This is a genomic window from Bartonella sp. MF74HXZ, assembly GCF_042194445.1.
Taxonomy (GTDB): domain Bacteria; phylum Pseudomonadota; class Alphaproteobacteria; order Rhizobiales; family Rhizobiaceae; genus Bartonella; species Bartonella grahamii.
On record NZ_JBHIMW010000001.1, the window covers coordinates 246,339 to 273,312 of the forward strand.

Here is a 26,974-nt window from a genome sequence, read left to right on the forward strand (position 1 = left end):
AATTGTTACAAAGTATAAGAGCATAAAATAACTATGAATGATTGAGTTTTTCAAAAAAGTTCTTCAATAAAAACCATTCTATCTATTTGATTTTGTTATTTAATAAGGTGCGCAAATAAAGATACGTTGCAAAATTTAAGTGAATGAATAATAGAGAGAAAATTTTCGACTTTAACAGATTTTCTGTGAACATTTGACGTTTATATCTCAAAAATAAAAATGCTTAAGACTATTTCCTTTCATTATTGAGTAAAAAAAACTATCCATTTAATAATTTAAATATTATGAAAAACGTGAAATAAATAACTTCACCTATTTTCCAGAAATAAAAAAAGGATAAGACTTATGGAATATATCAGCACGAGAGGTGAAGCTCCTGCTTTAAGCTTTACGGAAACGATCATGACAGGATTGGCGAGTGATGGGGGACTTTATCTGCCAGATAAATTTCCTCAGCTCTCATTTGATGCGTTACGAGCACTTCGTGGTCAGTCCTATACAACAATTGCTAAAACTATTCTGTGGCCCTTTGTGAATAACGAAATCGAATATACAGCTTTTGAAAATATGATCGCTGAATCTTATGCAACCTTTCACCATCCAGCAATCTGTCCGTTACGACAAACTGGAGCAGATGAATTTATCCTTGAACTCTTTCATGGTCCTACTTTAGCTTTTAAAGATGTCGCAATGCAGTTTCTTTCTCGACTGATGGATTATGTTTTGACTGAAAAAAATAGACGTGCAACGATTATTGCTGCAACATCAGGTGATACAGGAGGGGCTGCGATACAAGCTTTTGCTGGAAAAGAACACTCAGATATTTTTATTTTATTTCCTAAAGGACGTGTATCACCTGTTCAACAACGGCAAATGACAACCAATCAATGTTCAAATGTTCATGCCATTGCCATTGAAGGAAATTTTGATGATTGCCAAGCTCTTGTCAAAGCAATGTTTAATGACCACAATTTTCGTAAAAAAAGAGCGCTTTCAGGTGTTAACTCTATAAATTGGGCGCGTATCATGGCGCAAATTGTTTACTATTTTTCATCTGCACTTTCCTTAGGGGCTCCTGATAGAGCTGTTTCATTTACTGTTCCTACTGGAAATTTTGGTGATATTTTTGCAGGTTATGTCGCAGCCCGTATGGGATTACCCATTGCTCAACTGGTCATCGCAACGAATGATAACGACATCCTTGCACGTACATTGACCAGCGGTACTTACGAAACACAACCAATAGTCCATACAACATCACCTTCTATGGATATTCAGGTCTCTTCTAATTTTGAACGTTTGCTCTTTGAAAGTGGCAATCGTGATCCAATGTGGATTCGCAATGCAATGGACAACTTGAAACAATCAGGACGTTTTACTCTTGATGAAAAGCAACTCAAAAATATTCGTTCCCTATTTTCCGCTGGGAAAAGCAACATGGCTGCAACAGCTCAAACAATTGATAGTGTCTATAAGGAAAGTGGCTATCTTGTTGATCCACATACAGCCGTCGCTCTTCAAGTAGCGCGTAAAAACAAAAAACCGCATATTCCAATGATCGTCCTTGCCACGGCTCATCCAGCTAAATTTCCTGATACTATTAAAAGTGCTTGTGGACTTCATGCCCCATGGCCATCTCATCTCAATGATGTAATGAAACGCAAAGAACACTTTATAAGTCTTGCTAATGATGAAAAAATAGTAAAAGATTATATCTCTTTAAAATCGCGTGCATCTTATTAAAGTTAGCTGCATTAACTTAAATCAAGAATATTCTAATACCCTTACAATGAGGTATTTAGCTTATTTAATGGAGTTGTAAATACATGGATGTAGATATATGTCGCCTTAGTAATGGCTTGACTATCGCCACACATACAATGCAACAAATTGATAGTGTTGCCCTCGGAATATGGGTTAAAGTGGGCTCACGCAATGAAACCTCCACACAGCATGGTATTGCTCATCTTCTTGAGCATATGGCTTTTAAAGGAACCGAAAACCGCACTGCTTTTCAAATTGCAACCGATATTGAAGATGTTGGCGGTGAAATCAATGCCACAACCAGTATTGAAACAACAGCTTACTTTGCACGTGTACTTAAAAGCGATATCCCACTTGCTATAGACATTTTAGCCGATATTTTAATGCATTCAAAATTTGACGACAATGAACTAGAACGAGAAAAACAAGTAATATTTCAGGAAATTGGTGCCGCTCATGACACTCCTGATGATATTGTTTTTGATCACTTTACAGAAACAGCCTTTCGTCATCAATCCCTTGGACGCTCTATTTTAGGAACAGCTAAAACTATTCAATCATTTACATCTACTGATCTCCATGATTTCATCAATAAACAATATAGTGCAGATCGTATGATTGTCGTTGCTGCAGGAGCTGTAAAACACGAAAGTTTCTTGCGAGAAGTTGAAAGTCGTCTTGGTACTTTTCGCTCCCATTCAACCGCACCTCTTACTAATCTTGCAAATTATGTCGGTGGCGACTTTCGTGAATATCGCGATTTAATGGATACACAAGTTGTTCTAGGGTTTGAAGGGCGTGCTTATCACGCGCGTGATTTTTATGCGGCCCAAATTCTTTCAATCATTCTTGGTGGTGGTATGTCTTCACGTCTTTTTCAAGAGGTAAGAGAGAAACGTGGATTATGCTATTCTATTTATGCTTTTCATTGGGGATTTTCAGATACTGGGCTTTTTGGTGTTCACGCAGCTACCGGACAAGAAGGGCTCAAAGAACTTATTCCCGTGATTCTTGATGAACTTTCCAAGGTCAGTAAAAACATTCACGCCAATGAACTGCAACGAGCACAAACGCAATATCGTGCGAATCTGACAATGTCACAGGAAAATCCCTCTAGTCAAGCACATCTCATTGCTCGCCAAATACTCCTTTATGGTCGACCAATTCCAATATCGGAAACAATTGAACGCCTCAATCTCATCACTCCTAAAAGATTAACTGACTTAGCACATCGTCTTTTTACAAATTCCACTCCAACACTAACTGCTGTCGGACCTGTAGGACCCCTCATAAATTTTGATGATTTAACGTCAACTCTTTCATCCAAGCTAAAATAAAAAACTTCTTTTCAAAACAGCATCACAATAACATACACATAAACATACACATATTTTATCGTAAAATTTACCACAAAAGCTCTTCTCATTAAATAAGTTTTGGAAATATTGGGCAAAGAAGCGTACAAAACTACCCAATTCATACTTCATGTGATAAAGATTCTAATGAGTGAAGGTATATCCGTGAAATCTGGAAATTCATGGTTTAACTTTGCCCTTTTAAAATATAAAACTTCATTCGCTTCAAGTTCCATTGAAGCAAATGGACATGTGGTCTATTTGTATATAAAACCACATAACTTAAGAAAAAGTGATAACAATTTATTATGTAAATAAATTATAAAAGGTGGACGTTTTTTCTCAAAAATCGAAATGAAAGTTAAACATCCAAAAATATTGAGAGTGGGACATTGTGAAGAGTTTGCGTAAAATAATTGACATCATTTTCATTGTAGTCGTTAGTTCTCTTGTCCATCTTACATCAGCACAAGCAATTGAGCCAGTTAAAATTTCTTCTCAGGATGCTGCTCTTGATCTCTCACAAGCAATTGAAATTCACCATACAAACAGCTCTATTTTTCAAACAAGTACAGCGCCAGGACCAGATGGTATTGTTTGGCGTATTGAAGTGCAGGCAAAAAATGAAAATTTTTCCGGAAATTGGGCAGTTTTTTCTCTTGCAAATCCAACAGATGAACAAGTCGATCGTCTCATAGTTGCCCCCCACTACCGCATGGCGCGTTCTGGATTTTTTTGGCCAGACCTTGGATCAGCAAGGATTCAATCCATAACGCCAAGCGAAGGTTTTTCCCTCGATCGTCAACTTAGTGCAAACTCTGATATCTTTCGTATTACCCTTAACCCTGGTGCTGTTGTTACATTTGTGGCCGAACTTAACTCTGCAAATCTACCGCAAATCTATTTATGGCAACCTGAAGCTTATAAAGATGCAATTAATTCTTATACGCTTTATCATGGTATTCTTCTTGGTATATCTGGTCTCTTAGCGCTTTTGTTAACTGTTCTCTTCGTCGTCCGTGGAACAGGGCTGTTTCCTGCAACAGCAGCTGTTGCTTGGGCTGTGCTTTTTTATATTGGTATTGACTTCAACTTTTTAAATAAATTCTTTGCAGTTACACTCACAACACAACCAATCTGGCGTGCTGGTACAGAAGTAGCACTTACTGCTACACTCTTCATTTTTCTTTTTACCTATCTCAGTCTTAACCGCTGGCATTATCATTTTAGTTACGGTGCTATCGCTTGGACCATTGCCTTTTGCAGTCTAGGAGCCTTTGCTATTTATGATCCAATCAGAGCAGCTGGAATTGCGCGTTTGTCTTTTGGTCTTACCGCTGTGCTTGGTATAATATTAATCATCTATTTCTTAATCAGAAGCTATGACCGCGCCATTATGCTTATCCCAACATGGTTGCTCATTAGCTTTTGGTGTGTTGGAGCCTATGCCTGCATAGCTGGATATCTAAACAATGATATTATCCAGCCAGCATTAGCGGGAGGACTAGTGCTCATTGTTCTTCTCATCAGCTTTACTGTCCTGCAACAAACTTTTTCTAATGACGCTTTCCATGAAGGAATATTTTCCGACCTTGAACAACAAGTACTCGCAGCAAAGGGAGCTGGAAATATTATTTGGGATTGGAATATTGAGCGTGACCGTATTGTTGTACATCCAAACATGGCAACCCTTTTTGGTACTGAAATTCATAACCTCAATGGACCTATGCGCAACTGGATTTCAGCCTTGCACCATGATGATCGTGAACGCTTTCAAGCCGTATTAGATATCATTCTTAAAAATAAAAAAGGGCGCATTGATCAAATTTTTCGGCTTTCTTCCGGTGGTGGTTATTATCATTGGTTTTCTCTTCGTGCACGTCCGGCTATGCAAAAAGATGGGAAAATCACACGTGTCATTGGAACCATTGTCAATATTACTAACCACAAAAAATCCGAAGAACGCTTATTGCATGATGCAATCCACGACAGCTTAACCGGCCTTCCTAACCAACAAATTTTCTTCGATAGACTACAAAATTATACCTCTTTGGCGAAAGCAAATATCAAAATTAGACCGACTGTCTTTATGATTGATTTTGACAATTTTCGCCAAATTAATCGCAAATTAGGCATAGCAGTTGGAGATACTGTACTGCTTATAATCGCACGTCGTTTAAACCGTCTCATTAATTTTCAAGACACCTTATCGCGCCTTTCAGCAGACCGCTTTGCAATTATTTTACTCAGTGAAACTGAACCACAAAAAATTGCAGCATTTGCAGATCATTTGCACAAAACAATTTCAGCACCTATTTCACTTTCAGAAAACAAAATAATCCTTTCAACGTCTATCGGATTGGTTACATGGAGTGAAAGCCGATCGACGGCTAAAGATATTTTTAATGATAGTGAATTAGCGATGATTCGTGCAAAACAAATGGGTGGAAACCATATTGAACCTTTCCGTCCTAATTTTCGCACTTTGGGTCTCGAACATAATACTCTGGAAAAAGATGTTCACTATGCCATAAAACGTAATGAGATAAAAATCCTCTACCATCCTATTCTTAATTTATCAGACGGACATATTATTGGTTTTGAAACAATTGTAGAATGGCATCATCCCACTTATGGAAATTTAAATGTCTCTGATTTCATAAAAATCGTAGAAAACGAACAAATTGTTATGAATTTGTCACAATTTATCATCGATAATGCCATTATCGATCTTATAAATGTACAAGAAAAGTTTTCCCAACAATCTTTCTTTATTTCAATTAATTTACCAAGCGCAGAAATGATTCATCCTCGTTTTATCAGTCAATTGCGCGCCGCTTTGCTTCGTCATCCGCTCCACAAAGGGCGTTTGATGATTGAAATATCTGAATTTGTCTTAAGAAATAATCCTGAACAATCAGCGCACTTTCTCGAACAAATTAAAACACTTGGAATGAATCTCGCACTCGATAATTTTGGAACAGGTTATTCGTCTCTGACCTATCTCGTACGTTATCCATTTGATATGGTTAAACTTGATCGTTCACTTATTTCAATCGACTCCCTTAAGAAGAAAATTGTTCTCAAGTCTATCATTAATATGGCAACAGATCTTAATTTGCAAATTATCGCAGAAGGTGTTGAAAATGAAAAAGAAGCTATCTTCCTCCGTCAAGAAGGCTGTAAATATGTTCAAAGCACACTTGTAACGAAACCGATTGCCATAGAAGAATTAATTACGCTCGTTCAGAGCCATTTCCCTTATAAAATAAAAACATAAGGGATAAAATAACGTGTAAAGTTAAAAAGCTTAGAAAAAACTCTACGCGTGTCCCATTTCAGAAGCAAGATAAGTTGGATCGATACCCATGCGTGTTAAACTTTTATCATACTTGCAGCTTAAATCACTTTCAAAAAGAAAACTAGGTGATGTAGAACTGATTAGCCAACCATTTGTAGAAATTTCTGCCTCAAGTTGCCCCGCTTTCCATCCAGCATAACCTAACGCTACCAGTGCATGTTGCGGACCTTGTTCGCAACTGATCGCTTTTAATATATCAATTGTCGCAGTAAAACAGACCTTATCTGCAATAAAAACAGTTTCTTCACAAGCATAATCATCTGAATGAAGGACAAAACCACGCGAAGGGTCAACAGGACCACCATAGCGAACTGGAAACTGTTTTATTGGTTCAGAAAGACTTTTTTTTTGGCCACTGTCTATGACTCCCAAGTGAAGCAAAAGCTCTGGAAAATCAATATGATGCAATTGATTGAGAATAATGCCCATCGCACCGGCATCAGAATGCGCGCAAATGTAAATAACAGAACGAATAAAGCGTTTGTCATTCATCCCAGGCATTGCTATGAGTAATTGTCCACCTAAAAAGCCATTACACCGCTTCATTAATTTGTTATTCTCCATAATTTACATGATAAAAGTTTGTTCATTTAGTACACTAGGAAAATAAAACTCCAATGAAAAAAAGTCATATATTTACAAATTTACAAAATATCGCAACTTTCTTTTATAAAAAGCTTTTAGTTACTTTAAGCTTAACATTCATAGTTTTAGAATTACTTAACATTCCTGTAAATGCTCAAAAAGAACAAAAACTCCAGCTTTTCGCAACGTCTTGGTATGAATCAGATGGTGGTCGTATCCGATTAGCGATCACCGAACCTTCTCTTTCTGGAATAAGAGAAGGCATTATTGAGATTGTGCTTAAACCAGGATGGAAAACTTACTGGCGTAATCCAGGTAACTCTGGCATGGCACCGTTTTTTAATTTCAACCAACAGGTTTCTTATGAAATCTTTTATCCTACCCCACAGCTTTTTGAAACAGAAAATGATTGGTCATTAGGCTATAAAGATAAAGTAATATTGCCCTTCAATCTTTCTGGTTCAAGCAAAAATTTAAGTGGTGCTTTGACTCTTGGATTATGTAATAAAATCTGTCTTCCATTTACTGTTAACTTTGATTTTTCGCCATCTGCTCTTAAAAATAAACATCTTCCTGCTTCCTTCTTAAAAAATGCCCAAGATTCTTTGCCCCGCATGATGCAGAATGCACTAAAAATAAGTGCCGAAAAAAATAACAGTACCCTTCTTATAAAAATACAAAATAACAACAAAACCACTCCTTCCTCTCTCTTTTTAGATGGAGGAGAAATGCAAATTGGAGCAGCAAAAAAAGTCAGTGATAACGCAGAATATACACTCTTCAGTGCTCCACTCTATTTCGCACCAGAAGAAATAAACCAAAAAATTTTTTATACAGTTTCTTTTAAAGATTACGCCTTAAGTGGAACATTCATATTCCGTACGCAGCCAACCCCTCTTGCGACTCCGCGATAAAAGAAAAAAACTCTCAAACAGTAATTATGCTGGAAAACGTCCATTTTCGCGATATTGAGCAATTGCTTTGCGAGCAAGGGCATCTGCGCGTTCATTTTCTGGATGTCCCGCATGTCCTTTTACCCAGTGCCATCTGACTGTATGACAAGAACAAGCATCCTCAAGAGCTTGCCATAGCTCCATATTTTTAACAGGATTTTTTGATGCAGTGCGCCAATTATTCTTTTTCCAATCTTCAATCCACTTAGATATACCGTTACGCACATAAACTGAGTCTGTATAAAGGTCGACCAAACAGGGCTCTTTAAGCGCCTTTAATGCACAAATTGCCGCCATGAGTTCCATTTGATTGTTTGTTGTATGAACCTTACCGCCATAAAGCTCACGTTCATGACCATTCCAGCGTAAAATTGCTCCCCATCCTCCAATTCCAGGGTTCCCTGAGCAAGCACCATCTGTATAAATTTCAACGACTTTTTGTTGAGTTGCCATAAAATTTAAAAACCTAATTCACTTAGCGAATTTACATTACTGAAAAAACAAAGCTTGTGCCAATACTCCCATGGATCTTTCTTAATAACAAAGCTATTAGGTGGTGTATTAAACCAATCATAAAGACGTGTGAGTAAGAAACGTAAAGACGCACCACGAGCTAACAAAACAATCTTGTCCAATTCTAAAGGGATCAATGGTCTTATTTTTTGATAATTTTCCAATAACTTACGTGCTTTGGCCAGATTATAAGAATGATCAGGCTCAAAGCACCAAGCATTTAAACAGATCGCTAAATCATAAGCAAAAAAGTCATTACAAGCAAAATAGAAATCTATTATCCCAGAAAGACGATGATTCACAAAAAAGACGTTATCATTAAATAAATCTGCATGAATAATGCCTATTGGTAAATTGAGCGGCCAATTTTCCTGTAAAAAAGCCAATTCCAACTCAATTTTTTGCCCAAATTCTTTTAATAATGCGTCTTCTTTTGTTTGACAACGTTGCCACAATACCTGCCAATCCATAACAGAAAGAGTATTTTTACGACTGAGTGTAAAATCCTGTCCTGCTAAATGTAATTGTGCTAACCCCGTCCCCACTTCGCCACAATGATCTATAGTGGGCTGGCGGACCCACTCTCCTTCCAGAAAAGTAATAATAGCAGCAGGGCGTCCTGCTAATTCACAGATCATCATTCCATCATTTTGAATAACAGGTTGAGGACAAAGAATTCCACGCTGTCCTAAATGCTGCATCAAGCGACAAAAAAAAGGTAAATCATCTTTTGAAATACGTTTTTCATAAAGTGTTAAAATAAATCGCCCTTGTGTTGTCTCTAACATAAAATTAGAATTTTCAATCCCCTCCTCTATACCTTGATAAGACAAAAGTGACCCTATTGCATAACGTGTTAAAAACACTTTTAAATCATTTGAATGAATATCTGTATAAACGGCCATTATTCTGCTTTCGTTGTAGACGTGTCTGTATTCTGATTTTCATTTTTTGCATTATTTGCTTGACCATTGACGAAAGCCATATCTTGCGACGTTAAAATGACGTCACGTAATTCGCGACTCACTAAAAATTTTTCCGTTTCTACTGCTGTTTCAGCTAATTCTATTGTGACATTATAACGCTCACGAAACGCTGAAATAATTTCATCAATAATAATTTCAGGAGCCGAAGCCCCTGCTGAAAGACTGACAATAGAAAGAGCTTTTAGGTTTTCAAAATTAATTTCATCAGCGCGCTGAACTAAAATAGCTTGCCGCGCACCAGACTTTTCGGCAACCTCTACTAAACGCCGTGAATTAGAAGAATTTGGCGCTCCAACAATCAAAAACAAATCACTCCCCTTTGCTGCTGCCTTAACCGCATCTTGTCGATTCGTTGTAGCATAGCAAATTGACTCAGCTGCTGGGGCCGCTAATGTAGGGAAACGTTGTTGTAATATATCGAGAATTCCTGCAGTATCTTCAACAGAAAGCGTTGTTTGTGTAACAAATCCTAATTTATCTGGATCATTGGGTTGGTAATGCAAAGCATCTTCTATCGTTTCAATAAGCGTCACAGCCCCTTCTTCAAGCTGTCCCATTGTCCCTATCACCTCAGGATGACCAGCATGACCAATCAATATAACATGACGACCATGACGTTGATGTCGTATCGCTTGTTTATGAACTTTCGAGACCAACGGACATGTTGCATCGAGATAAAACAAATTATAGCATCGTGCTTCTTCTGAAACAGATTTTGGTACACCATGAGCAGAAAAAACAACCGGTTGATTGCGATGTTCTTCTGGAATCTCATCAAGTTCTTCAACAAAAACGGCTCCCCGTTGTTGTAATCCCTCAACCACGTAGCGGTTGTGTACAATTTCATGACGAACATATACTGGAACACCATATTTTTTTAATGCAAGGAGAACAATCTGGATAGCACGATCAACCCCTGCACAAAATCCACGTGGACCACAAAGACGTATCGTTAAAGGGGGAAGTCCAGACATAAATCATCCTTAATCTCTACAGTTTTAGCTATATATTCAAACAATCTATCGTTATACATGAATAAGCAATGTAAAAAAACTGGCAATACCATCTTTTGCATAAGAACACACTCTATCGTGTTTTCTTACAATATGTTCTTGCAACAAAGCTCTTTTAAAATTTTTTCTTTCATTTTACGCGACTAAAGAGCAATAAAATACCAAACAAGAGATTCAATCAAAAGAACTCCAAAGATAGCTGCCAAATAAAGTAATGAAAAGAAAAACAGTTTTTTTGCCATCAAAATAGTTTCATTATGTGTATCAGCTTTCCACAAACGATAGGCAAAATAAACAAAGATAATGCTTAAAATTGTTGAAAAAATACCATAAAAAATTCCGCCAAGACCAGTAAAGCAAGGAGCAGCAGCGCATAATGCCATCAAAATAGTATAAAATAAAATCTGTTTTTTTGTTGAATGTTCACCTCGTACATTAGGCATCATAGGAATACCTGCAGCCTCATAATCAAGAGATGAAAATAAAGAAAGAGACCAAAAATGAGGGGGTGTCCACATAAAAATGATTAAAAACAATAAAAAGCTATCAATACTCACTGACCCTGTTGTCACAGCCCATCCAATCATTGGTGGAAAAGCCCCAGAAGCACCACCAATAACAATATTTTGTGGTGTGATACGTTTTAACCAAATTGTATAGATAACGACATAAAAGAAAATCGTAAACGCAAGAAAAAATGCCGCAAACCAATTAATAAAGCTCCCCATAACCAATACCGAAAGCATAGAAAGAACCATGCCAAAAATAAATGCTTTTCGGGAACTGATTTTACCCGTAGGAATAGGACGTTTTTTGGTCCGTTCCATCACGGCATCAATGTCAGCATCATACCACATATTCAGTGCTCCCGCACCGCCACCACCGATAGCAATACATAAAATCGCTAAAAAACCATACAACGGATTGATAGGAACAGGCGATACAAGCAAACCAACCAGAGCCGTAAAGACCACAAGAGACATAACACGTGGCTTTAATAATGTGATATAATCACCAATACCGGATTTTGGTGGCGTTGATTTACCATTCACAACCGATAACTCTCCTGAAACTGACATTCCGCTCAAAGCCCTTTTCCATTTCTGTCATTCACAAACCAATATTATCTGACAAATATTATCTAGCGTATGGAAATGATCAATTAAGACCAATCGTATTTTTTAGAAAATATGAAATACCTCGTTCGCACGTATCCCCTAAAAATAGATGGAAATATTGGCAACAAAAATACATTTTTTCAATCAACATTCTCTCCTACATTACAAATGTATCATAAAAATATATCCTATGGATTAATATATTTGGGTAAATACTGATTTTGTGTTATAGTTTTTATGTGGGGAATTCATTTTTTTATGTAAATCTATGCATGGTTGTGTGTGTTTGTTGAGTCGGATAGGATTTTCTGTGATACTTCATAAATTACTCAAAAAAAGTTTTGTTATTGGTGCTGTTCTTTACACACTTTATAGTAGTTTTATCAATCATGCATTTGCACAAACACCCTATGCGCAAAATGTCCCTGCTCCACAAACCTATGGTGCATGGACAAAAGTTTGTGCTCTACCGCCAGGTACACCTAACATGCAGTGTGAAGTTGTACAAAACGTTCATACACAAGGTCGTCATGATATTACCTTGCGTGTTACATTTTATAAACTTCCTCAAAAGCAAGGTGCTTTGATGCGTGTTTTTGTTCCAATTCGCGTTGAATTACGTCCTGGCGTTGGAATTAAAATTGACGATAAAAATATGGGCAGAATGGAATATCGTCGCTGTCTTGGTGATAATTGTGTTGCTGAAGCCTTTCTTAAAGAAGACATATTGCAGCTCTTTTTAAAAGGAAAAATGGCAACCTATTTTATCTTTACAACTCCTGAACAAGGGATTGGAGGTTTTGTTGACCTTCATGGTCTTGCCGACGCCTATGAAACCTTACCGACATGAATGAAATCTATACGCTTTAGACGATAAAAATCTCATCGTATATTTTGAACGTTCCTTAAATTAGATTAATAAAAATCTTCTAAGCCCCCATAAAGATAGGATAATTCTTATGAAATCGCTGATAGATCATTTTGATATTGCTTCCTCTAAAGTGCAATCACTTGTACAGGAAACGCTTCATCATGCTGATGATGGTGAGCTTTACCTTGAGTATACAGAAAGCGAAGCTCTTTTATTTGATAATGGACAGCTTAAAAACGGCTCATTTCATCAAGATATGGGATTTGGACTACGCGTTGTTGCTGGAGAGGCTACTGGATACGCTCACTCTAGTGAGTTATCAGTTGCTGCACTCAAACGTGCCAGTGAAGCAGCTAAAGCTGTTACCTATAATAATCATGCAGGGACTTATAGCATAGCACCTCAACAAACAAACAAGAGACTTTATCAACCGCATAACCCCCTTGATGCTCCATCATTTGAAGAAAAAAGTGCTCTTTTGCAAAAAATTGATGCCTATTTACGTGCTAAAAATGATAAATTGCATCAAGTGACTGCTTCTCTTTCCGGCTCGCTACAACATGTTGAAATTTTACGTGCAGATGGTTATTTGGTTCGTGATATTCGTCCTCTTGTACGACTTTCTATATCTGTGGTTGTTGCTGAGGGTAATCGGCGTGAAAATGGTTTTTATGGATGTGGAGGGCGACAAGCATTTGACCAATTTATTCATGAAGACAATTGGAAAAAAGCTGCGGATGAGGCCTTACGTATGGCTTTAACAAATTTAGAAGCAGAAGCAGCACCTGCAGGATCTTTTGATGTTGTCTTAGCCAATGGATGGCCTGGCGTTATGCTCCATGAAGCCGTAGGTCATGGTTTAGAAGGTGACTTTAACCGTAAAAAAACATCCGCTTTTGCTGGACTTTTAGGACAACAAGTTGCGGCAAAAGGTGTTACAGTTGTTGATGATGGTACAATTCCACAATGCCGTGGCTCTCTCACTGTCGATGATGAGGGGACCCCTTCAGGATATAACGTTCTTATTGAAGATGGAAAGCTCGTTGGTTTTATGCAAGACAGGCTTAATGCACGGCTTATGGGAGGTAAATCAACTGGAAATGGACGGCGTGAATCTTATGCTCATGCACCAATGCCACGAATGACCAATACAATCATGTTAGGAGGAGATAAAACACCTGAAGAAATCCTTTCTTCACTCAAACATGGTATCTATGCTGTTTCATTTGGTGGAGGACAAGTTGATATCACTTCTGGAAAGTTCGTCTTTGAATGTACTGAAGCATACCGAGTAGAAAATGGTAAAATTGTAGCGCCTATTAAAGGTGCAACCCTTATCGGTAATGGACCAGATGCCATGAAACGTATTACAATGATTGGCAATGATAGCAAACTTGATAATGGTATCGGTATGTGCGGGAAAGCTGGGCAAAACGTTCCTGTTGGTGTCGGTCAACCTCATCTTCGAATCAATAATATGACAATCGGTGGAACTGCGCTTGTAAAGGAATAAGCGTTCTCATTCCTTCTCAATATTGCCTCCTTCTCGTCTATCACGAGCACTTTGTGATTTTTGTAAAATGCGTTGATTTATAAAGATAATCTATCGTTGTTCATATTGAATTAGAACCTTGAATACCATAAGATTCTCTCATTTCAAATCTGTTCCATGTTGAATCAATCAAAATCTTTCGTTTGTACGTTACAGGTGGGGGGGGAGTTATATGAATAAAAACTATCAAAGACAGGACCAAAGATTCCTCTTATGTCCCCCTCAAGTACCAAGAGTTGTAGAAACATTGGGAGATGGCAAATATAACACTGGCACCGGCTTGCTCAGATACATCTTCTTCGTAATACATTAGTCTTTTGTGTGGGGTAATTTACCTTTTATATTTCATAATAAAAAAGTTTAAAATAAAAAACACTTTCTACATTCAGTGCTCTTAATTCAACGGGCAAAAGGTTATTATTATAGAGAAATTTTGGAGAGATTTTTATAATAATACTCAAGTAAACTTTAAAAAAATCTTCATGGCATTAAAAAATTTTAGGCTAAAGCTTCCAAGCTTTCTTTTTTTTCTTTTTGCTCAAAACAGCAACAATTTCGACATGTGGTGACCATAAAAATTGATCAATCGGTATGATTTTTTCTACTGTATACCCCCCTGCAACAAGAAGAGATAAATCACGAGCAAATGTAGTAGGATTACAGGAAATTGCCACAACACGTGATACTGTTGTCTTCGCTAATTCACGTACTTGTTGCTCTGCACCAGCACGGGGAGGATCAAAAACAACACTCTCAAAACCCTCAAGTTCCTTTACAGAAAGGGGATGTCGGAAAAGATCACGTTTTTCACAAGTGACCGTTTTTAAACCAGTTGCAAAACGTGCTGCTGTATTTAGATTTCTTAATGCATCTTCATTATTTTCTACTGCATGAACATTCATCTTTTTTGCCATGCGCAAGGTAAATGTTCCTATCCCTGAAAACAAATCAACAGCATTCTTTGCTTTTTTTAAATGAGTCAAAATAATATTGCCCATTATATTTTCAGCTTCGCAGGTTGCTTGAAGAAAACCACCAGAAGGAAATTCAACACAGACATCTCCAAAGTAAATCTCTGGTTTTTCTCGTTCAACCAACACTTCACCGTCAACAGATAAACGTATAATCCCATATGAAAGAGCAGCACTGATCATTTTCTGACGAAGTGATTCATGGTGTACAATGCAACCGCTTAAAGCAACATCTAAACCATTTTCAACACGTGTTATTGTAACATGAAACCGTTTGGCAGAGCTGCTTAGAAAAGCACAGAGCTCTCTGATATTATGCAACTGAGAAATAAGCTCTGGACGGCTTACTGGACATTCCTCAAGAGCTACAATCTCATGAGAGAGATAACGGTTAAAACCAACTTTTTGCCCCTGTGGGGTCATAGATGCTGTTAGAGTAATCCGCCGTCGGCTATAAGGTTTACATTCTATTAAAGGCGCAACAACATTATTAAGTCCATACTTTTTAAGCGCATCAACAACCAATTGTTGTTTCCATACGCGATAAGCATCCATATGCCAATGCTGAAGAGTACACCCTCCACATTCTCCAAAATGCTGACAAAGAGTATCAATGCGTTCTAATGATTTTTCTTTTAATGCTATACATGTTGCATATTTTCCATGAACAGTAATTTCAGCACACTCTCCTGGTAAAGTAAAAGGAACATAAACGAAGCCGCGAGACGTCCTAGAAGTACCATACCCATTTGCTCCGATATGGTCGATTATGACATTGTCACTCACTCTTGTTTTTCTCCGAATAGTAAATATTCCACGTTGCCATCACCACCTGTAATAGGAGAAGGAATTAAACCTCTTGCGCTCCACCCTGTTTGTGTATTTAACCAAACAAAAAGCGCCTCAGCAATTTCTTTAGCTATTGATGGATTTAATATTCCTCCCTTACTAAAGTGTTTACGACCAACCTCAAACTGAGGCTTTACCAGTAAAACAGCTTGGGCACCCTTCTTAGCTAAAGACAAAACGGGAGGCAATGCAAGTTTGAGAGAAATAAAGCTAACATCTGAAACGATAAGATCAATTTCTCGCCCACCTAAATGTTTATGTTGAAAATCTCTAACATTCAAGCCTTCTAATAACGTTATAGCACTGTTGCCCAATAAACGTTTATCAAATTGATGATGCCCAACATCAACGGCAATTACATGAGCCGATCCACGCTCTAAGAGAACTTGTGTAAAACCACCTGTTGATGCGCCAACATCAATGGCCGTCACTTTATCTGTTATAATCGGAAATGCATCAAGTGCAGCAATCAATTTTAACGCTGCCCGAGAAACATAATTCTGCGCTGGATCACAAACAGCAATCTCTGCATCATCAAAAACGATTTGCCCAGCTTTAAAAACGATTTCGCCGTTAACTTTAACAGTTTGACGCATGACAGCATCACGTGCGCGTGAACGTGTCGTAAAAAAGTTTTTTTCAACTAAGAGAATATCGAGCCTTTTTCTGGCAGCCATATCATACTCGAATTTTTTATCCTGTTCGAATCTCGCGGCCTAAAGCAGCAAAAACCGTGTTGACAATACCCATAGCATCAAGCCCGATACGTGAAAGAACTTTTTCTGGTGCACCATGATTCAAATACTCATCAGGAAGTTTTAGTGTACGAGCTTTCAAACCATGCTCTAAGAGCCCTTCTTGCGCTAAAAATTGTAATATGTGCGCTCCAAAACCACCGATTGCCCCTTCTTCAATTGTCACCAATACTTCATGCTCACGTGCCAAACGACACATCAAATCCTTATCTAAAGGTTTCGCAAACCGTGCATCTGCAACCGTTGTAGATAATCCTTCAGCCTCCAATGCATCAGCAGCTTGCAACACTTCTGACATCCGCGTTCCAAAACAAACCAAAGCGATCCTATTTCCTTCACGCAGAACACGCCCCTTTCCAATTTCTAATAACTCACCACGTTGCGGTAAATCTATACCAATACCCTCACCACGTGGATAACGAAAAGAAATTGGTCCCTGATCATAAGCTGCAGCTGTACGCACCATATGCATCAGTTCAAGCTCATCAGAAGGTGCCATAACAACAAACCCAGGAAGAGTGGACAAAAAAACAATATCAAAACTTCCAGCATGTGTTGCACCATCTGCCCCCACAAAACCTGCGCGGTCAATAGCAAAACGTACCGGTAATTTTTGAATTGATACATCATGAATAATTTGATCATAAGCACGCTGTAAAAAAGTAGAATAAATTGCAACAAAAGGCTTGTACCCTTCACAAGCAAGTCCTGCCGCAAAAGTTACGGCATGTTGCTCAGCGATACCAACATCAAACATTTTTTCAGGAAATTTTTTCGCAAAAGAATCAAGACCTGTCCCTGTTGGCATCGCTGCTGTTATGCCAACAATCTTATCATCATGGCGAGCTTCTTCTATTAAAGCTTTAGAAAATACCTTGGTATAGGGTAGAATATTACTTGATGCTTTAACCTGTTTTCCTGTCGTGACATCAAAACGATTAACACCATGATATTTATCAGGTGAGGCTTCTGCAGGTGGATATCCCTTTCCCTTATGTGTGACAACATGCACCAAAACAGGACCACTAGGATATTCACGAACATTTTTTAAAACAGGCAATAAATGCCCCAAATTGTGCCCATCTATGGGTCCAAGGTAATAAAAGCCAAGCTCATCAAATAAAGTTCCCCCAACCAAAAGTCCACGCGCAAATTCCTCTGAACGACGCGCCTTGTCCAAAAAAAACTTTGGCAATTTTTCGCTCAACATCTTTACGCGTTCACGCAAATGACGATAAGAAGGACGAGATACTAATCGTGCAAGATGTGCACTCATAGCACCTGTAGGTGGTGCGATAGACATATCGTTATCATTAAGAACAACAATCAAGCGTGCATCCAAAGCACCAGCATTGTTCATTGCTTCATAAGCCATGCCCGCAGACATTGCACCATCACCGATGACAGCTATGATATTGCGTCTTGTCTCTGCTTTCAAAGCACTTGCCACCGCCATGCCAAGCCCCGCTGAAATAGAAGTAGACGAATGACCCGCTCCAAATGGATCATACACACTTTCTGAACGTTTTGTAAAACCTGATAATCCGCCCTCTTGACGTAATGTGCGAATTTTTTCTCTACGCCCCGTTAAAATCTTGTGTGGATAGGTTTGATGACCAACATCCCAAATAATCCTATCCTCTGGTGTATTAAAAATATAATGTAATGCAACAGTGAGCTCAACAACACCAAGTCCCGCCCCAAGATGACCACCTGTTACAGAAACCGCATCAATTGTTGCAGTTCGCAACTCATCAGCCAACTGTACCAAATCAGACTCAGGCAATGCCCGCAAATCTTGCGGAAAACAAATACGGTCAAGCAATGGTGTTAAGACCTGAGACAAAAAAAAACCTTTCTATTATCTTAACTTAAGAAAACGAAACGATAAAAATATATCTTCTCTACTCTTATTTACAGTTTTGCATCTTTTTTACTGAAAAATGCTCTTTTCTATTTGAGATGAGCTATACTTTCCTCATTTTTTACTTATTTTATAAAAAAGAAATCAATCGATTTAATTTTCTATAAAAAAGGTTATTATATCTCCTCGTTTCACAATAAATATCCAAAATATTTAATATTATTTAGCATCAAGTGGTTCTACTCCTTCTGGAGAACCATCTTCTGAAAGCTGTATTTTTTCAACTTTAGCTTCAGCAACTCTTAAGAGTTTTTCACAATGCTTTTTAAGCGCTTCACCGCGTTCATAAATATCAATAGATTGTTCCAAAGGCACATCGCCACGTTCCAAATTTTCGACAATAACTTCAAGTTGCTTAAGCGCTTGCTCAAAGCTTAAGGTCGTAATATCCCCCTCTTGTATCTCTTTTTTCATATGAACCTCAAAAAATATCTGTTCTAGATATACGAATTCCAAAACCTTCTAAACCTACATAATGATGCTCTTTAGCAGCATAAACAATAACAGAGCCTATTCCTAGATATTTTAAAATTTGTGATCCTAAACCAATTTTGCGCCATTCTTCTTCGCGTTCAATCGCCTGCACATGGTTTTCTGAACTGTCTCTTGCCATATTTTGAATATCAATAGCTGATTGCATAACAGATCCTTTACGCAAATAAATAAATACGCCACGTTTTTCTTTTTCCATCATACGCCGCATCATCACCATAATATCTGAAGATTGACAAAAAACGTCATTTATAATGTTTTCATGATGTAAATACACAGGAATATCCTCACCCTCACGGACATCACCAAAAACAATTGCAATATGCTGAACGGCTTCCCAAGGGAGTTGATAACTTTGAACAATAGCGGGACCTACAGATGTTTCAATAGGCATTTCCCCAACATGCTTGATCAATATTTCCTTACGTTGGCGGTAAGCAATTAAATCTGCAACCGTTATCATATGTAACCGATGTTCTTGTGCAAATTTCATGATCTGATTGCCATGTTTAACGCTGCCATCATCATTGACCAACTCACCAATAACACCAACTGGTGGCAAACCAGCTAATTTACATAAATCAACAGCGGCCTCCGTGTGACCTGAACGCATGAGCACCCCCCCTTCATGCGCAATCAAAGGGAAAATATGTCCTGGACGGACAAAATCCTGAGCACCAGCATTTGGATTAGCAAGATTACGAACTGCCAATGTGCGGTCATGTGCGGAAATACCCGTCGTTATCCCACGTTTAAAATCCACAGTAACAGTAAATTGCGTCCCATGTGCAGAGTTATTATCTGGTACCATAGGAGCAAGATTAAACCGTTGTGCTTCTTTTTTTGGCATAGGTGTACACACAATACCTGTTGTGTGACGAAGAATAAACGCCATCTTTTCTTCTGTACAATACGCTGCAGCAACAGTTAAATCACCCTCATTTTCACGGTCATCATCATCTGTCACCACAACAATTTCCCCGCGTTCAAAAGCTTTAAGTGCAGAAACAATTTTTTTTTCATCATACGCCATTGTTCACCTTCTCAATCACCCAATTTGACCGCGATGTCTTAGATAATGGTCAGCAATAGCACAAGCAACCATCGCTTCACCAACAGGAACGGCACGAATCCCAACACATGGATCATGACGTCCCTTCGTTATAACATCTATATCATGACCATCAACATCAATGGAGCGACGAGGCGTTAAAATTGATGAAGTAGGTTTTACAGCAAAACGTGCAACAATTGGCTGTCCACTCGATATTCCCCCTAAAATACCACCAGCATGATTGGATAAAAAAAGCGGTTTTCCATCATTTCCCATTCGCATTTCATCGGCATTTTCTTCTCCCCTCAGGCGGGCTGCCGCAAAACCATCACCAATTTCCACACCTTTTACCGCATTAATCGACATAAGTAACGATGCAATATCTTGATCAAGCTTTGCGTAAATAGGGGCTCCTAAACCTGCCGGAACATTTTCTGCAACGATCTCAACAACCGCACCAACAGATGTTCCCTCTTTACGGAGTTTACTGATATAATCACTAAAAATGGGAACCATCTCTGCATCAGCTGTAAAAAAAGGATTATTATCAACCTCTGACCAATCCCAACGATCACGATTAATATTATGAGGACCAATTGCTATCACTGCTCCTCGTACAATCAAACCAGGAACGATTTTACGAGCAAATGCACCAGCTGCAACACGTGCTGCCGTCTCCCGTGCCGAAGAACGTCCCCCACCTCGAAAATCACGAATGCCATATTTAATATCATAAGTATAATCCGCATGTCCTGGACGATACTGATGGGCAATCGAGCTATAATCCTTCGAACGCTGATCTGTGTTTCGAATCAACAGAGAAATTGGTGTACCTGTTGTCACCAATGTCGTCCCATCGTCTTGAACAACAACTCCTGAAAGGACCTCTACTTCATCTGGTTCTCGGCGCTGCGTTGTATACTTTGATTGTCCTGGTTTGCGTTTATCAAGATAAGCTTGAACTTCTGCAAGAGTAAAAACAATTCCAGGTGGACAACCATCAATGATACAACCAAGAGCAGCACCATGACTTTCACCCCATGTTGTTACACGAAACAAATGACCAAATGTATTATGCGACATGAAAAAAGATCCGTTTCTCTGTCAAATATATACAACGACAACATATGTTGTGTGCTATACACAAGGTAGCTCGTTGCTCCCAAATACCCTTAGCCACTTTAAATTTGGTCAAATTACTGCTGTCCAATAAAATCCTATAAACCAAACTTTATTCTTTAACGACAGAAATGTCTGGTGCATCAACTGCTTTCATACCTATGATATTATAACCCGAATCGACATGATGGACTTCACCGGTAACAGAACGAGACAAATCTGAAAGAAAATAAAGTGCAGAATCACCAACCTCTTCAATTGTTACCGTACGACGTAATGGAGCATTATATTCATTCCATTTTAAAATATAACGAAAATCACCAATACCAGAAGCCGCTAACGTTTTAATTGGTCCAGCAGATATAGCATTAACACGAATATTTTGAGGACCTAAATCTACCGCTAAATATTTCACGCTCGCTTCAAGAGCTGCTTTGGCAACCCCCATTACATTATAATTGGGAACAACCTTTTCTGCACCATAATAGGTCAGTGTCAAGATTGAACCACCATCTGGCATCAATTTCTCTGCACGCTTCGTTAGAGCTGTTAGGGAATAAACGGAAATATTCATGGTCATCATAAAATTTGATTCGCTGATATCAATATAACGACCACTTAATTCATCTTTATCAGAAAAACCAATAGCATGAACTAAAAAATCGAGTTTTCCCCATTTCTTCTCTATTTCTCTAAAGACCGTATCAATAGAGACACTGTCAGAAACATCACAATGTCCACAAACAAACCCCTTTAATTCTTCAGCCAAAGGTTCAACACGCTTTTTCATTGCTTCACCCTGATAGGTAAAAGCAAGCTCTGCCCCTGCGCTACTTGCCGCTTTAGCGATTCCCCAAGCGATGGAGCGATTATTGGCCAACCCCAAAATTAAACCACGCTTACCGTACAATAAACCATTACCCTTAGCCATCAGCATTGCCCCATTGTTACTTAAAATTAATATTATTCATCTGCCTATGACACAGGTCAACTTTTTCTTCAAGCAATTGGTTTAAAATCAAACAAAAACTACGCTTTTATATATAAAAAATTTTAAAATTAATCTTGTTGCATTTGCAAAAACTGTTCTAGCGCGGCGTTTTTACCTTCCGGCAACATAATGCGAACATGCACATAAAGATCATCTCTTGTACCATTTTTTAAACGAAGCCCTTTCCCTTTCAACCGTAAAACGCGATCAGAACTTGACCAAGCAGGAATCGTTAAAACCACACGTCCCTCCAACGTCTCAACTTCTTCTTTTGCTCCCAAAACAGCATGTTTAAGAGAAACTGGTAAATCAAGATGGAGTGCTCTTCCTTCAACCCTAAAACGAGGATGTTTTTGAATCTGAATGGTTATCAACGCATCTCCTGCTTGCCCAAGAGGTACCTCTTCTCCCTGACCTTTTAATCGAATAGTCTGTCCGTCTTCAATATAATCTGGAAGTTTAATTTTTAACTTTTTTCCATTTGGAAAAACAGCTTCCACCTTTTCTGCGCCAACCATCTGCTCTAATGTTATAGCAAGATTAGCACGAACATGTGCTCCTTGTTGGGGACGGTTATAGTGTGTGGAATTCGAAAAGCTACCACCTCCTCCAAACAGATCCCGAAAAATATCACTCGCATCAAAACCTGCACCACCTGAAGAGGAAAAATCAAATCCCTTTGCTCTTCCTGAAAAGGGATTTTGTTTATTGCTAAAATTTTCACCAGTACCATAGGCTTGATAAAGCGGTTTTCCTTCCATATCAATTTCACCGCGGTCAAATTGTGCCTTTTTATCCTTATCACCTATAATTTCATAAGCTTGATTAATTTCAGCAAATTTTTCTTTAGCCTTTATATCATCTTTATTATGGTCTGGATGATACTTCTTTGCTAATCTTCTAAATGCCGATTTAATCTCTTGCGATTTTGCGGTACGTGCCACACCCAGAATCGTGTAGGGATCACGCATATTGCCCTCTTTTCAATTTTTTCGTTTTCAAAATATCAACTGATCCGTTGTTCAATATCCCTTATATCTTCGTCAGTCTATTCTTAGAGAATAATTTCTTCTTTCCTCTTTATATGTCTATCAGTAAACTAAAATACCAGATAAAATGAGACATTTATTTAATATAGCTCATTGTAGTCTATGCTAAAGTAAAAATAATTAAACTACCATAGAAATACACAATAGCATTGGCTTTTTGAAAATAAGAAAAAATGGTACTGTAACTTTTTGATGATAAAGTAAATGAGAAAATGCCTCACCCATGCTCACTGATATTTGGAGAAACTATGAGCAACAAAATACCAACAGATGATCATTTTATGAAAATGCAAAAACCTTTTGAACTTTTCGCAAAGTGGCTTGAAGAAGCAACGATAAGTGAAATAAATGATCCAAATGCTATGGCATTAGCAACAGTTGACGAAACAGGACTCCCTAATGTTCGTATGGTTCTCCTCAAAGACTACAGTCCCCAAGGCTTCGTCTTCTATACCAATTATGAAAGCTGTAAAGGACAAGAAATTTTAAAATCAATGAAAGCATCCTTAGGTTTTCATTGGAAATCGCTTCGTCGTCAGGTCAGAATTAGAGGAATTGTTGAAAAAGTAAGTCAACAGGAAGCCGATGCCTATTTCCAATCGCGACCACGTGGTAGTCGAATTGGTGCATGGGCATCTAAACAATCTCAACCTTTAGACAATCGTTTTGTGCTCGAAAAAGCAATTGCTCAATATACTGCACGTTATGCTCTAGGCAATATTCCACGACCACCTTATTGGTCTGGGTTTCGTGTTAAACCCCTTTCTATAGAGTTCTGGTGCGATCGCCCATTTCGTTTACATGATCGTCTGCTTTTTACACGCGATTGTGTTGAACACAGCGATTGGAAAAGACAAAAACTTTATCCCTAATCCTTCAAACTTCATCGTTATAAAGATTTTTTCTTCCCAACAGTTAAACAAATATTTTTTATTTGAAAAATTCTAAAAGAAGATGATTCATTTTATTTAAATAGAAGAATTTCATTTTCACTGTAAAAGTTGATTGGTAATATTTTCTACTGTATCGCTTAAAACAGATTAGCAACAAGCTTATTTAAAAGAAAATACTGTATTCAGCAGAAACTATGATTTTAGCTAACTTATTTTTAGACAGCAGGATAAAATATCGTCCATATACCCCCAAATACCAAACCAGCAAAAATCACAAAACCAATAAGCGAATTAGATTTGAAAAGCCTGAGGCATTGTGAACTGTCATCTATATCAATGACTTTAATTTGAATAAACATATGGATGCTTGCCATAAAAATCCCCAAAAAGCTAAGAACAGGGACTCCAGCTAAATAAAATGCTAGACTAACAAACACCACAAAACCACCATACAAAAATACTAAAGCACGCTTGGTTCCTTTACCAAAGAGAAGAGCCGTAGAACGAACACCAACAGTAGCATCATCTTCTTTATCTTGATGTGCGTAGATTGTATCGTATCCTATGGTCCACAAGATTGATCCCACATAAAGCAAGATTGGTGCCCAGCTTAAACTTCCAAAGACAACAGCCCACCCCATTAATGCGCCCCAATTAAACGCAACGCCTAAAAAAAACTGCGGCCAATATGTTACGCGTTTCATAAAAGGATAAAATGCAACAGCTATCAATGACGAAATACCTAGAAAAAAACTAAACCTATTAAATTGTGATAAAACGACTAAACCAACCAAACATTGTATAAGTATAAAAACTCTTGCTTGAAACCGACTCACATGACCTGTCGGCAATGGACGAGAACGTGTCCTTTCTACCTGAGCATCAATTTTATGGTCAATAAGATCATTCCAAGTACATCCTGCCCCTCGCATAGCAATAGATCCCAGAAAAAAAAGAAAAAGATACCAAACCCAATGAAGAAACATTGATAAAAGAGTATCGTAATGCATGTCATAAGAGAAAAAAGCCATTGTTGTTGACCAAAAACAAGGCCACATCAACAATTGCCATCCGATAGGCCGATCCCAACGCGCTAATTGCGCATAAAACCATAAAGAACAGGGAAGGAAATTGTAGACCCATTGTTTGGAAGATGCATCCATAACCCGTCCCTGACTCTCACAGGACTGAACATGCGCGATATTTTTATTTTTTTTCATTAAATGATTTACCTTTGGTCTTGCGATAGAGACATTTCATTCTTATGAGAAGGAGATAAGATTAATCATCTTTTATGAGAGGAGCAAGCAATGAATATTCTTCTTATTGGCTCAGGTGGACGAGAACATGCTTTAGCATGGAAAATAGCAGCATCACCACTGCTAACAAAGTTATATTGTGCCCCTGGAAACCCTGCAACAACAGAATTTGGTGAAAATATTAATTTAAACATTGATGACCATCACCTTGTTATTGATTTTTGTAAAAAACATTCTATTGATCTTGTGATTGTAGGGCCAGAAGCACCATTGGTTGCGGGTATAACAGACTCTCTTAATAGCGCTAACATCTGTGTATTTGGTCCTACTCAAAAAGCTGCTCAACTAGAAGGTTCAAAAGCTTTTACGAAAGATTTATGTCGTAAGAATAACATTCCTACAGGAAGTTACCAATGCTTTAATGATGCTTCTAAAGCTAAAGCTTACATTCATCAACAAGGTGTTCCCATTGTTATTAAAGCTGATGGCTTAGCAGCTGGCAAAGGTGTCGTGGTTGCAACAACTATGGAAGAAGCATTTAACGCAGTCGATGCCTGCTTCAAAAGTGCATTTGGAGATGCAGGAAACAAAATTGTTGTAGAATCTTTTCTTGAAGGTGAAGAAGCAAGCTTCTTCTGCCTTTGTGATGGTAAAGTTGCTCTTCCTTTTGGATCTGCTCAAGATCATAAACGTGTAGGTGATGGGGATATTGGAGCAAACACTGGTGGTATGGGTGCTTATTCACCAGCGCCTATTATGACCCAAGAAATAGTGAATCGTACCCTCAAAGAAATTGTTGAACCAGCCTTAAAAAGCATGAAAGAAATGGGCGCCCCCTTTAAAGGTATTCTCTTCGTCGGATTAATGATAACGCAAAAAGGACCCGAATTAATTGAATTTAACGTACGATTCGGTGATCCTGAATGTCAAGTTTTAATGATGCGCCTCAAAGATGACATCTTGCCAATTTTTCTTGCTGCAGCTCAAGGAAAACTTGAAAATAAGCCTCTTCGGTGGTCTGAAAAAACTGCTCTCACCGTTGTTATGGCTGCTAATGGTTACCCAGACTCTCCCCAAAAAGGTACTGTTATCCGTAACGTTGATAAAGTAAACAATCTTCCCGATGTGAAAGTTTTTCAAGCGGGTACAGTATTGCGTGATGGAGAACTCATTGCAAATGGTGGACGTGTTCTTAATATAACAGCAACAGGAAAAACGATTACGCACGCACAAAAACGTGCTTATGAAGCTGTTGATTGTATTGATTGGCCAGAAGGTTTTGTTCGTCGTGATATCGGATGGAGAGCCATTGCGCGAGAAAACTAAATTCTTTGAATATTCTTTTTTACAATTTGATTATTTTATATAAGAGCATGATACACAAATTTTCTTACTGTTTTACGTTGATTATAATTTTGAAAAAATGAGTGTGCTTTCCTTTGAACAATCAAATATTGTAAATAGGATATCTACTTATGATAAAATAGGAAATTTCTCTGAATATGACACTGTAATATAAACTGATCATTTTACTGTTGTATTTACTT

22 protein-coding genes are annotated in these 26,974 nt (G+C 38.1%); 8 read left to right on the plus strand and 14 right to left on the minus strand.

What is annotated here, in order from left to right; genetic code table 11:
- Positions 1-345: 345 nt before the first annotated feature.
- From thrC to ACFIJ8_RS01010, 3 genes are all read left to right on the plus strand, one after another.
- Positions 346-1,743: a threonine synthase gene (thrC, locus tag ACFIJ8_RS01000; RefSeq protein ID WP_273787916.1), complete on the plus strand. Its 1,398-nt coding sequence runs from the start codon at positions 346-348 to the stop codon at positions 1,741-1,743.
- Between the two features lie 83 nt (positions 1,744-1,826).
- Positions 1,827-3,101: a pitrilysin family protein gene (locus ACFIJ8_RS01005; RefSeq protein ID WP_012754834.1), complete on the plus strand. Its 1,275-nt coding sequence runs from the start codon at positions 1,827-1,829 to the stop codon at positions 3,099-3,101.
- 412 nt (positions 3,102-3,513) lie between these two features.
- Positions 3,514-6,399, plus strand: coding sequence for an EAL domain-containing protein (locus ACFIJ8_RS01010; protein WP_375628203.1), 2,886 nt, complete (start codon positions 3,514-3,516; stop codon positions 6,397-6,399).
- 42 nt (positions 6,400-6,441) lie between these two features.
- Here the strand turns inward: ACFIJ8_RS01010 and ACFIJ8_RS01015 are convergent, their stop codons facing one another.
- Positions 6,442-7,026, minus strand: a complete 585-nt coding sequence (locus ACFIJ8_RS01015) for a YqgE/AlgH family protein (protein WP_012754832.1) — start codon at positions 7,024-7,026, stop codon at positions 6,442-6,444.
- A gap of 71 nt (positions 7,027-7,097) precedes the next feature.
- Here ACFIJ8_RS01015 and ACFIJ8_RS01020 point away from each other — a divergent pair, with 71 nt between their 5' ends.
- Entirely contained in the window at positions 7,098-7,979 is an 882-nt protein-coding gene (locus tag ACFIJ8_RS01020; protein ID WP_375638683.1) for a protein-disulfide reductase DsbD domain-containing protein, read from the plus strand.
- 24 nt (positions 7,980-8,003) lie between these two features.
- Here ACFIJ8_RS01020 and rnhA read toward each other — a convergent pair whose 3' ends face one another.
- The 4 genes from rnhA to cyoE all read right to left on the minus strand — a co-directional run bounded on the left by rnhA (position 8,004) and on the right by cyoE (position 11,609).
- Complete coding sequence (gene rnhA, locus ACFIJ8_RS01025) at positions 8,004-8,471, minus strand: ribonuclease HI (RefSeq protein ID WP_375638684.1); 468 nt, start codon at positions 8,469-8,471, stop codon at positions 8,004-8,006.
- 5 nt (positions 8,472-8,476) lie between these two features.
- Complete coding sequence (locus ACFIJ8_RS01030) at positions 8,477-9,436, minus strand: homoserine kinase (RefSeq protein ID WP_375638686.1); 960 nt, start codon at positions 9,434-9,436, stop codon at positions 8,477-8,479.
- Complete coding sequence (ispH, locus tag ACFIJ8_RS01035; protein WP_375638688.1) at positions 9,436-10,491, minus strand: 4-hydroxy-3-methylbut-2-enyl diphosphate reductase; 1,056 nt, start codon at positions 10,489-10,491, stop codon at positions 9,436-9,438. Before ispH ends, ACFIJ8_RS01030 begins: the two co-directional genes overlap by 1 nt.
- Positions 10,492-10,673: 182 nt before the next feature.
- Positions 10,674-11,609, minus strand: a complete 936-nt coding sequence (gene cyoE, locus ACFIJ8_RS01040; RefSeq protein ID WP_375638690.1) for a heme o synthase — start codon at positions 11,607-11,609, stop codon at positions 10,674-10,676.
- A gap of 307 nt (positions 11,610-11,916) precedes the next feature.
- Here cyoE and ACFIJ8_RS01045 point away from each other — a divergent pair, with 307 nt between their 5' ends.
- Positions 11,917-12,498 (plus strand): invasion associated locus B family protein, encoded by a 582-nt coding sequence (locus tag ACFIJ8_RS01045; RefSeq protein WP_273787911.1) that lies wholly within the window; start codon positions 11,917-11,919, stop codon positions 12,496-12,498.
- Positions 12,499-12,607: 109 nt separating this feature from the next.
- A complete protein-coding gene (tldD, locus tag ACFIJ8_RS01050) occupies positions 12,608-14,032 on the plus strand; it encodes a metalloprotease TldD (RefSeq protein ID WP_012754825.1) in 1,425 nt (474 codons plus the stop codon).
- A 542-nt stretch (positions 14,033-14,574) separates the two neighbouring features.
- Here the strand turns inward: tldD and ACFIJ8_RS01055 are convergent.
- The 8 genes from ACFIJ8_RS01055 to ACFIJ8_RS01090 form a co-directional block, all read right to left on the minus strand.
- Positions 14,575-15,828, minus strand: coding sequence for a class I SAM-dependent RNA methyltransferase (locus ACFIJ8_RS01055; RefSeq protein WP_273787909.1), 1,254 nt, complete (start codon positions 15,826-15,828; stop codon positions 14,575-14,577).
- Positions 15,825-16,568: a TlyA family RNA methyltransferase gene (locus ACFIJ8_RS01060; protein WP_012754823.1), complete on the minus strand. Its 744-nt coding sequence runs from the start codon at positions 16,566-16,568 to the stop codon at positions 15,825-15,827. Before ACFIJ8_RS01060 ends, ACFIJ8_RS01055 begins: the two co-directional genes overlap by 4 nt.
- A 16-nt stretch (positions 16,569-16,584) precedes the next feature.
- A complete protein-coding gene (gene dxs / locus ACFIJ8_RS01065; RefSeq protein ID WP_375638694.1) occupies positions 16,585-18,492 on the minus strand; it encodes a 1-deoxy-D-xylulose-5-phosphate synthase in 1,908 nt (635 codons plus the stop codon).
- Between the two features lie 237 nt (positions 18,493-18,729).
- Positions 18,730-18,984, minus strand: coding sequence for an exodeoxyribonuclease VII small subunit (locus ACFIJ8_RS01070; RefSeq protein ID WP_273787907.1), 255 nt, complete (start codon positions 18,982-18,984; stop codon positions 18,730-18,732).
- Between the two features lie 7 nt (positions 18,985-18,991).
- Positions 18,992-20,095 (minus strand): 3,4-dihydroxy-2-butanone-4-phosphate synthase, encoded by a 1,104-nt coding sequence (ribB, locus tag ACFIJ8_RS01075; protein ID WP_375638696.1) that lies wholly within the window; start codon positions 20,093-20,095, stop codon positions 18,992-18,994.
- Positions 20,096-20,110: 15 nt separating this feature from the next.
- Positions 20,111-21,199 (minus strand): chorismate synthase, encoded by a 1,089-nt coding sequence (gene aroC, locus ACFIJ8_RS01080; RefSeq protein ID WP_375638698.1) that lies wholly within the window; start codon positions 21,197-21,199, stop codon positions 20,111-20,113.
- A 148-nt stretch (positions 21,200-21,347) separates the two neighbouring features.
- Entirely contained in the window at positions 21,348-22,166 is an 819-nt protein-coding gene (gene fabI / locus ACFIJ8_RS01085; RefSeq protein WP_273787904.1) for an enoyl-ACP reductase FabI, read from the minus strand.
- Between the two features lie 128 nt (positions 22,167-22,294).
- On the minus strand, positions 22,295-23,197 hold the full coding sequence (locus ACFIJ8_RS01090) for a DnaJ C-terminal domain-containing protein (protein ID WP_375638700.1): 903 nt from the start codon (positions 23,195-23,197) through the stop codon (positions 22,295-22,297).
- 326 nt (positions 23,198-23,523) lie between these two features.
- Between ACFIJ8_RS01090 and pdxH the strand changes: the two genes are divergently transcribed.
- Entirely contained in the window at positions 23,524-24,147 is a 624-nt protein-coding gene (gene pdxH, locus ACFIJ8_RS01095; protein WP_273787902.1) for a pyridoxamine 5'-phosphate oxidase, read from the plus strand.
- A 236-nt stretch (positions 24,148-24,383) separates the two neighbouring features.
- Here the strand turns inward: pdxH and ubiA are convergent, their stop codons facing one another.
- Positions 24,384-25,388, minus strand: a complete 1,005-nt coding sequence (gene ubiA, locus ACFIJ8_RS01100; protein ID WP_012754815.1) for a 4-hydroxybenzoate octaprenyltransferase — start codon at positions 25,386-25,388, stop codon at positions 24,384-24,386.
- A gap of 90 nt (positions 25,389-25,478) precedes the next feature.
- On the opposite strand from ubiA, the gene purD reads away from it, so the two are divergent.
- Entirely contained in the window at positions 25,479-26,753 is a 1,275-nt protein-coding gene (gene purD, locus ACFIJ8_RS01105; protein ID WP_012754814.1) for a phosphoribosylamine--glycine ligase, read from the plus strand.
- Positions 26,754-26,974: the final 221 nt, after the last annotated feature.

Bases quoted from the DNA above. Each gene is read 5' to 3' on its own strand.
- thrC (WP_273787916.1), top strand. From the start codon at position 346: ATGGAATATATCAGCACGAGAGGTGAAGCTCCTGCTTTAAGCTTTACG.
- ACFIJ8_RS01005 (WP_012754834.1), top strand. From the start codon at position 1,827: ATGGATGTAGATATATGTCGCCTTAGTAATGGCTTGACTATCGCCACA.
- ACFIJ8_RS01015 (WP_012754832.1), bottom strand. From the start codon at position 7,026: ATGAAGCGGTGTAATGGCTTTTTAGGTGGACAATTACTCATAGCAATG.
- ACFIJ8_RS01020 (WP_375638683.1), top strand. From the start codon at position 7,098: ATGAAAAAAAGTCATATATTTACAAATTTACAAAATATCGCAACTTTC.
- rnhA (WP_375638684.1), bottom strand. From the start codon at position 8,471: ATGGCAACTCAACAAAAAGTCGTTGAAATTTATACAGATGGTGCTTGC.
- ACFIJ8_RS01030 (WP_375638686.1), bottom strand. From the start codon at position 9,436: ATGGCCGTTTATACAGATATTCATTCAAATGATTTAAAAGTGTTTTTA.
- ispH (WP_375638688.1), bottom strand. From the start codon at position 10,491: ATGTCTGGACTTCCCCCTTTAACGATACGTCTTTGTGGTCCACGTGGA.
- cyoE (WP_375638690.1), bottom strand. From the start codon at position 11,609: ATGTCAGTTTCAGGAGAGTTATCGGTTGTGAATGGTAAATCAACGCCA.
- ACFIJ8_RS01045 (WP_273787911.1), top strand. From the start codon at position 11,917: ATGCATGGTTGTGTGTGTTTGTTGAGTCGGATAGGATTTTCTGTGATA.
- tldD (WP_012754825.1), top strand. From the start codon at position 12,608: ATGAAATCGCTGATAGATCATTTTGATATTGCTTCCTCTAAAGTGCAA.
- ACFIJ8_RS01060 (WP_012754823.1), bottom strand. From the start codon at position 16,568: ATGGCTGCCAGAAAAAGGCTCGATATTCTCTTAGTTGAAAAAAACTTT.
- ACFIJ8_RS01070 (WP_273787907.1), bottom strand. From the start codon at position 18,984: ATGAAAAAAGAGATACAAGAGGGGGATATTACGACCTTAAGCTTTGAG.
- ribB (WP_375638696.1), bottom strand. From the start codon at position 20,095: ATGGCGTATGATGAAAAAAAAATTGTTTCTGCACTTAAAGCTTTTGAA.
- aroC (WP_375638698.1), bottom strand. From the start codon at position 21,199: ATGTCGCATAATACATTTGGTCATTTGTTTCGTGTAACAACATGGGGT.
- fabI (WP_273787904.1), bottom strand. From the start codon at position 22,166: ATGGCTAAGGGTAATGGTTTATTGTACGGTAAGCGTGGTTTAATTTTG.
- ACFIJ8_RS01090 (WP_375638700.1), bottom strand. From the start codon at position 23,197: ATGCGTGATCCCTACACGATTCTGGGTGTGGCACGTACCGCAAAATCG.
- pdxH (WP_273787902.1), top strand. From the start codon at position 23,524: ATGAGCAACAAAATACCAACAGATGATCATTTTATGAAAATGCAAAAA.
- ubiA (WP_012754815.1), bottom strand. From the start codon at position 25,388: ATGAAAAAAAATAAAAATATCGCGCATGTTCAGTCCTGTGAGAGTCAG.
- purD (WP_012754814.1), top strand. From the start codon at position 25,479: ATGAATATTCTTCTTATTGGCTCAGGTGGACGAGAACATGCTTTAGCA.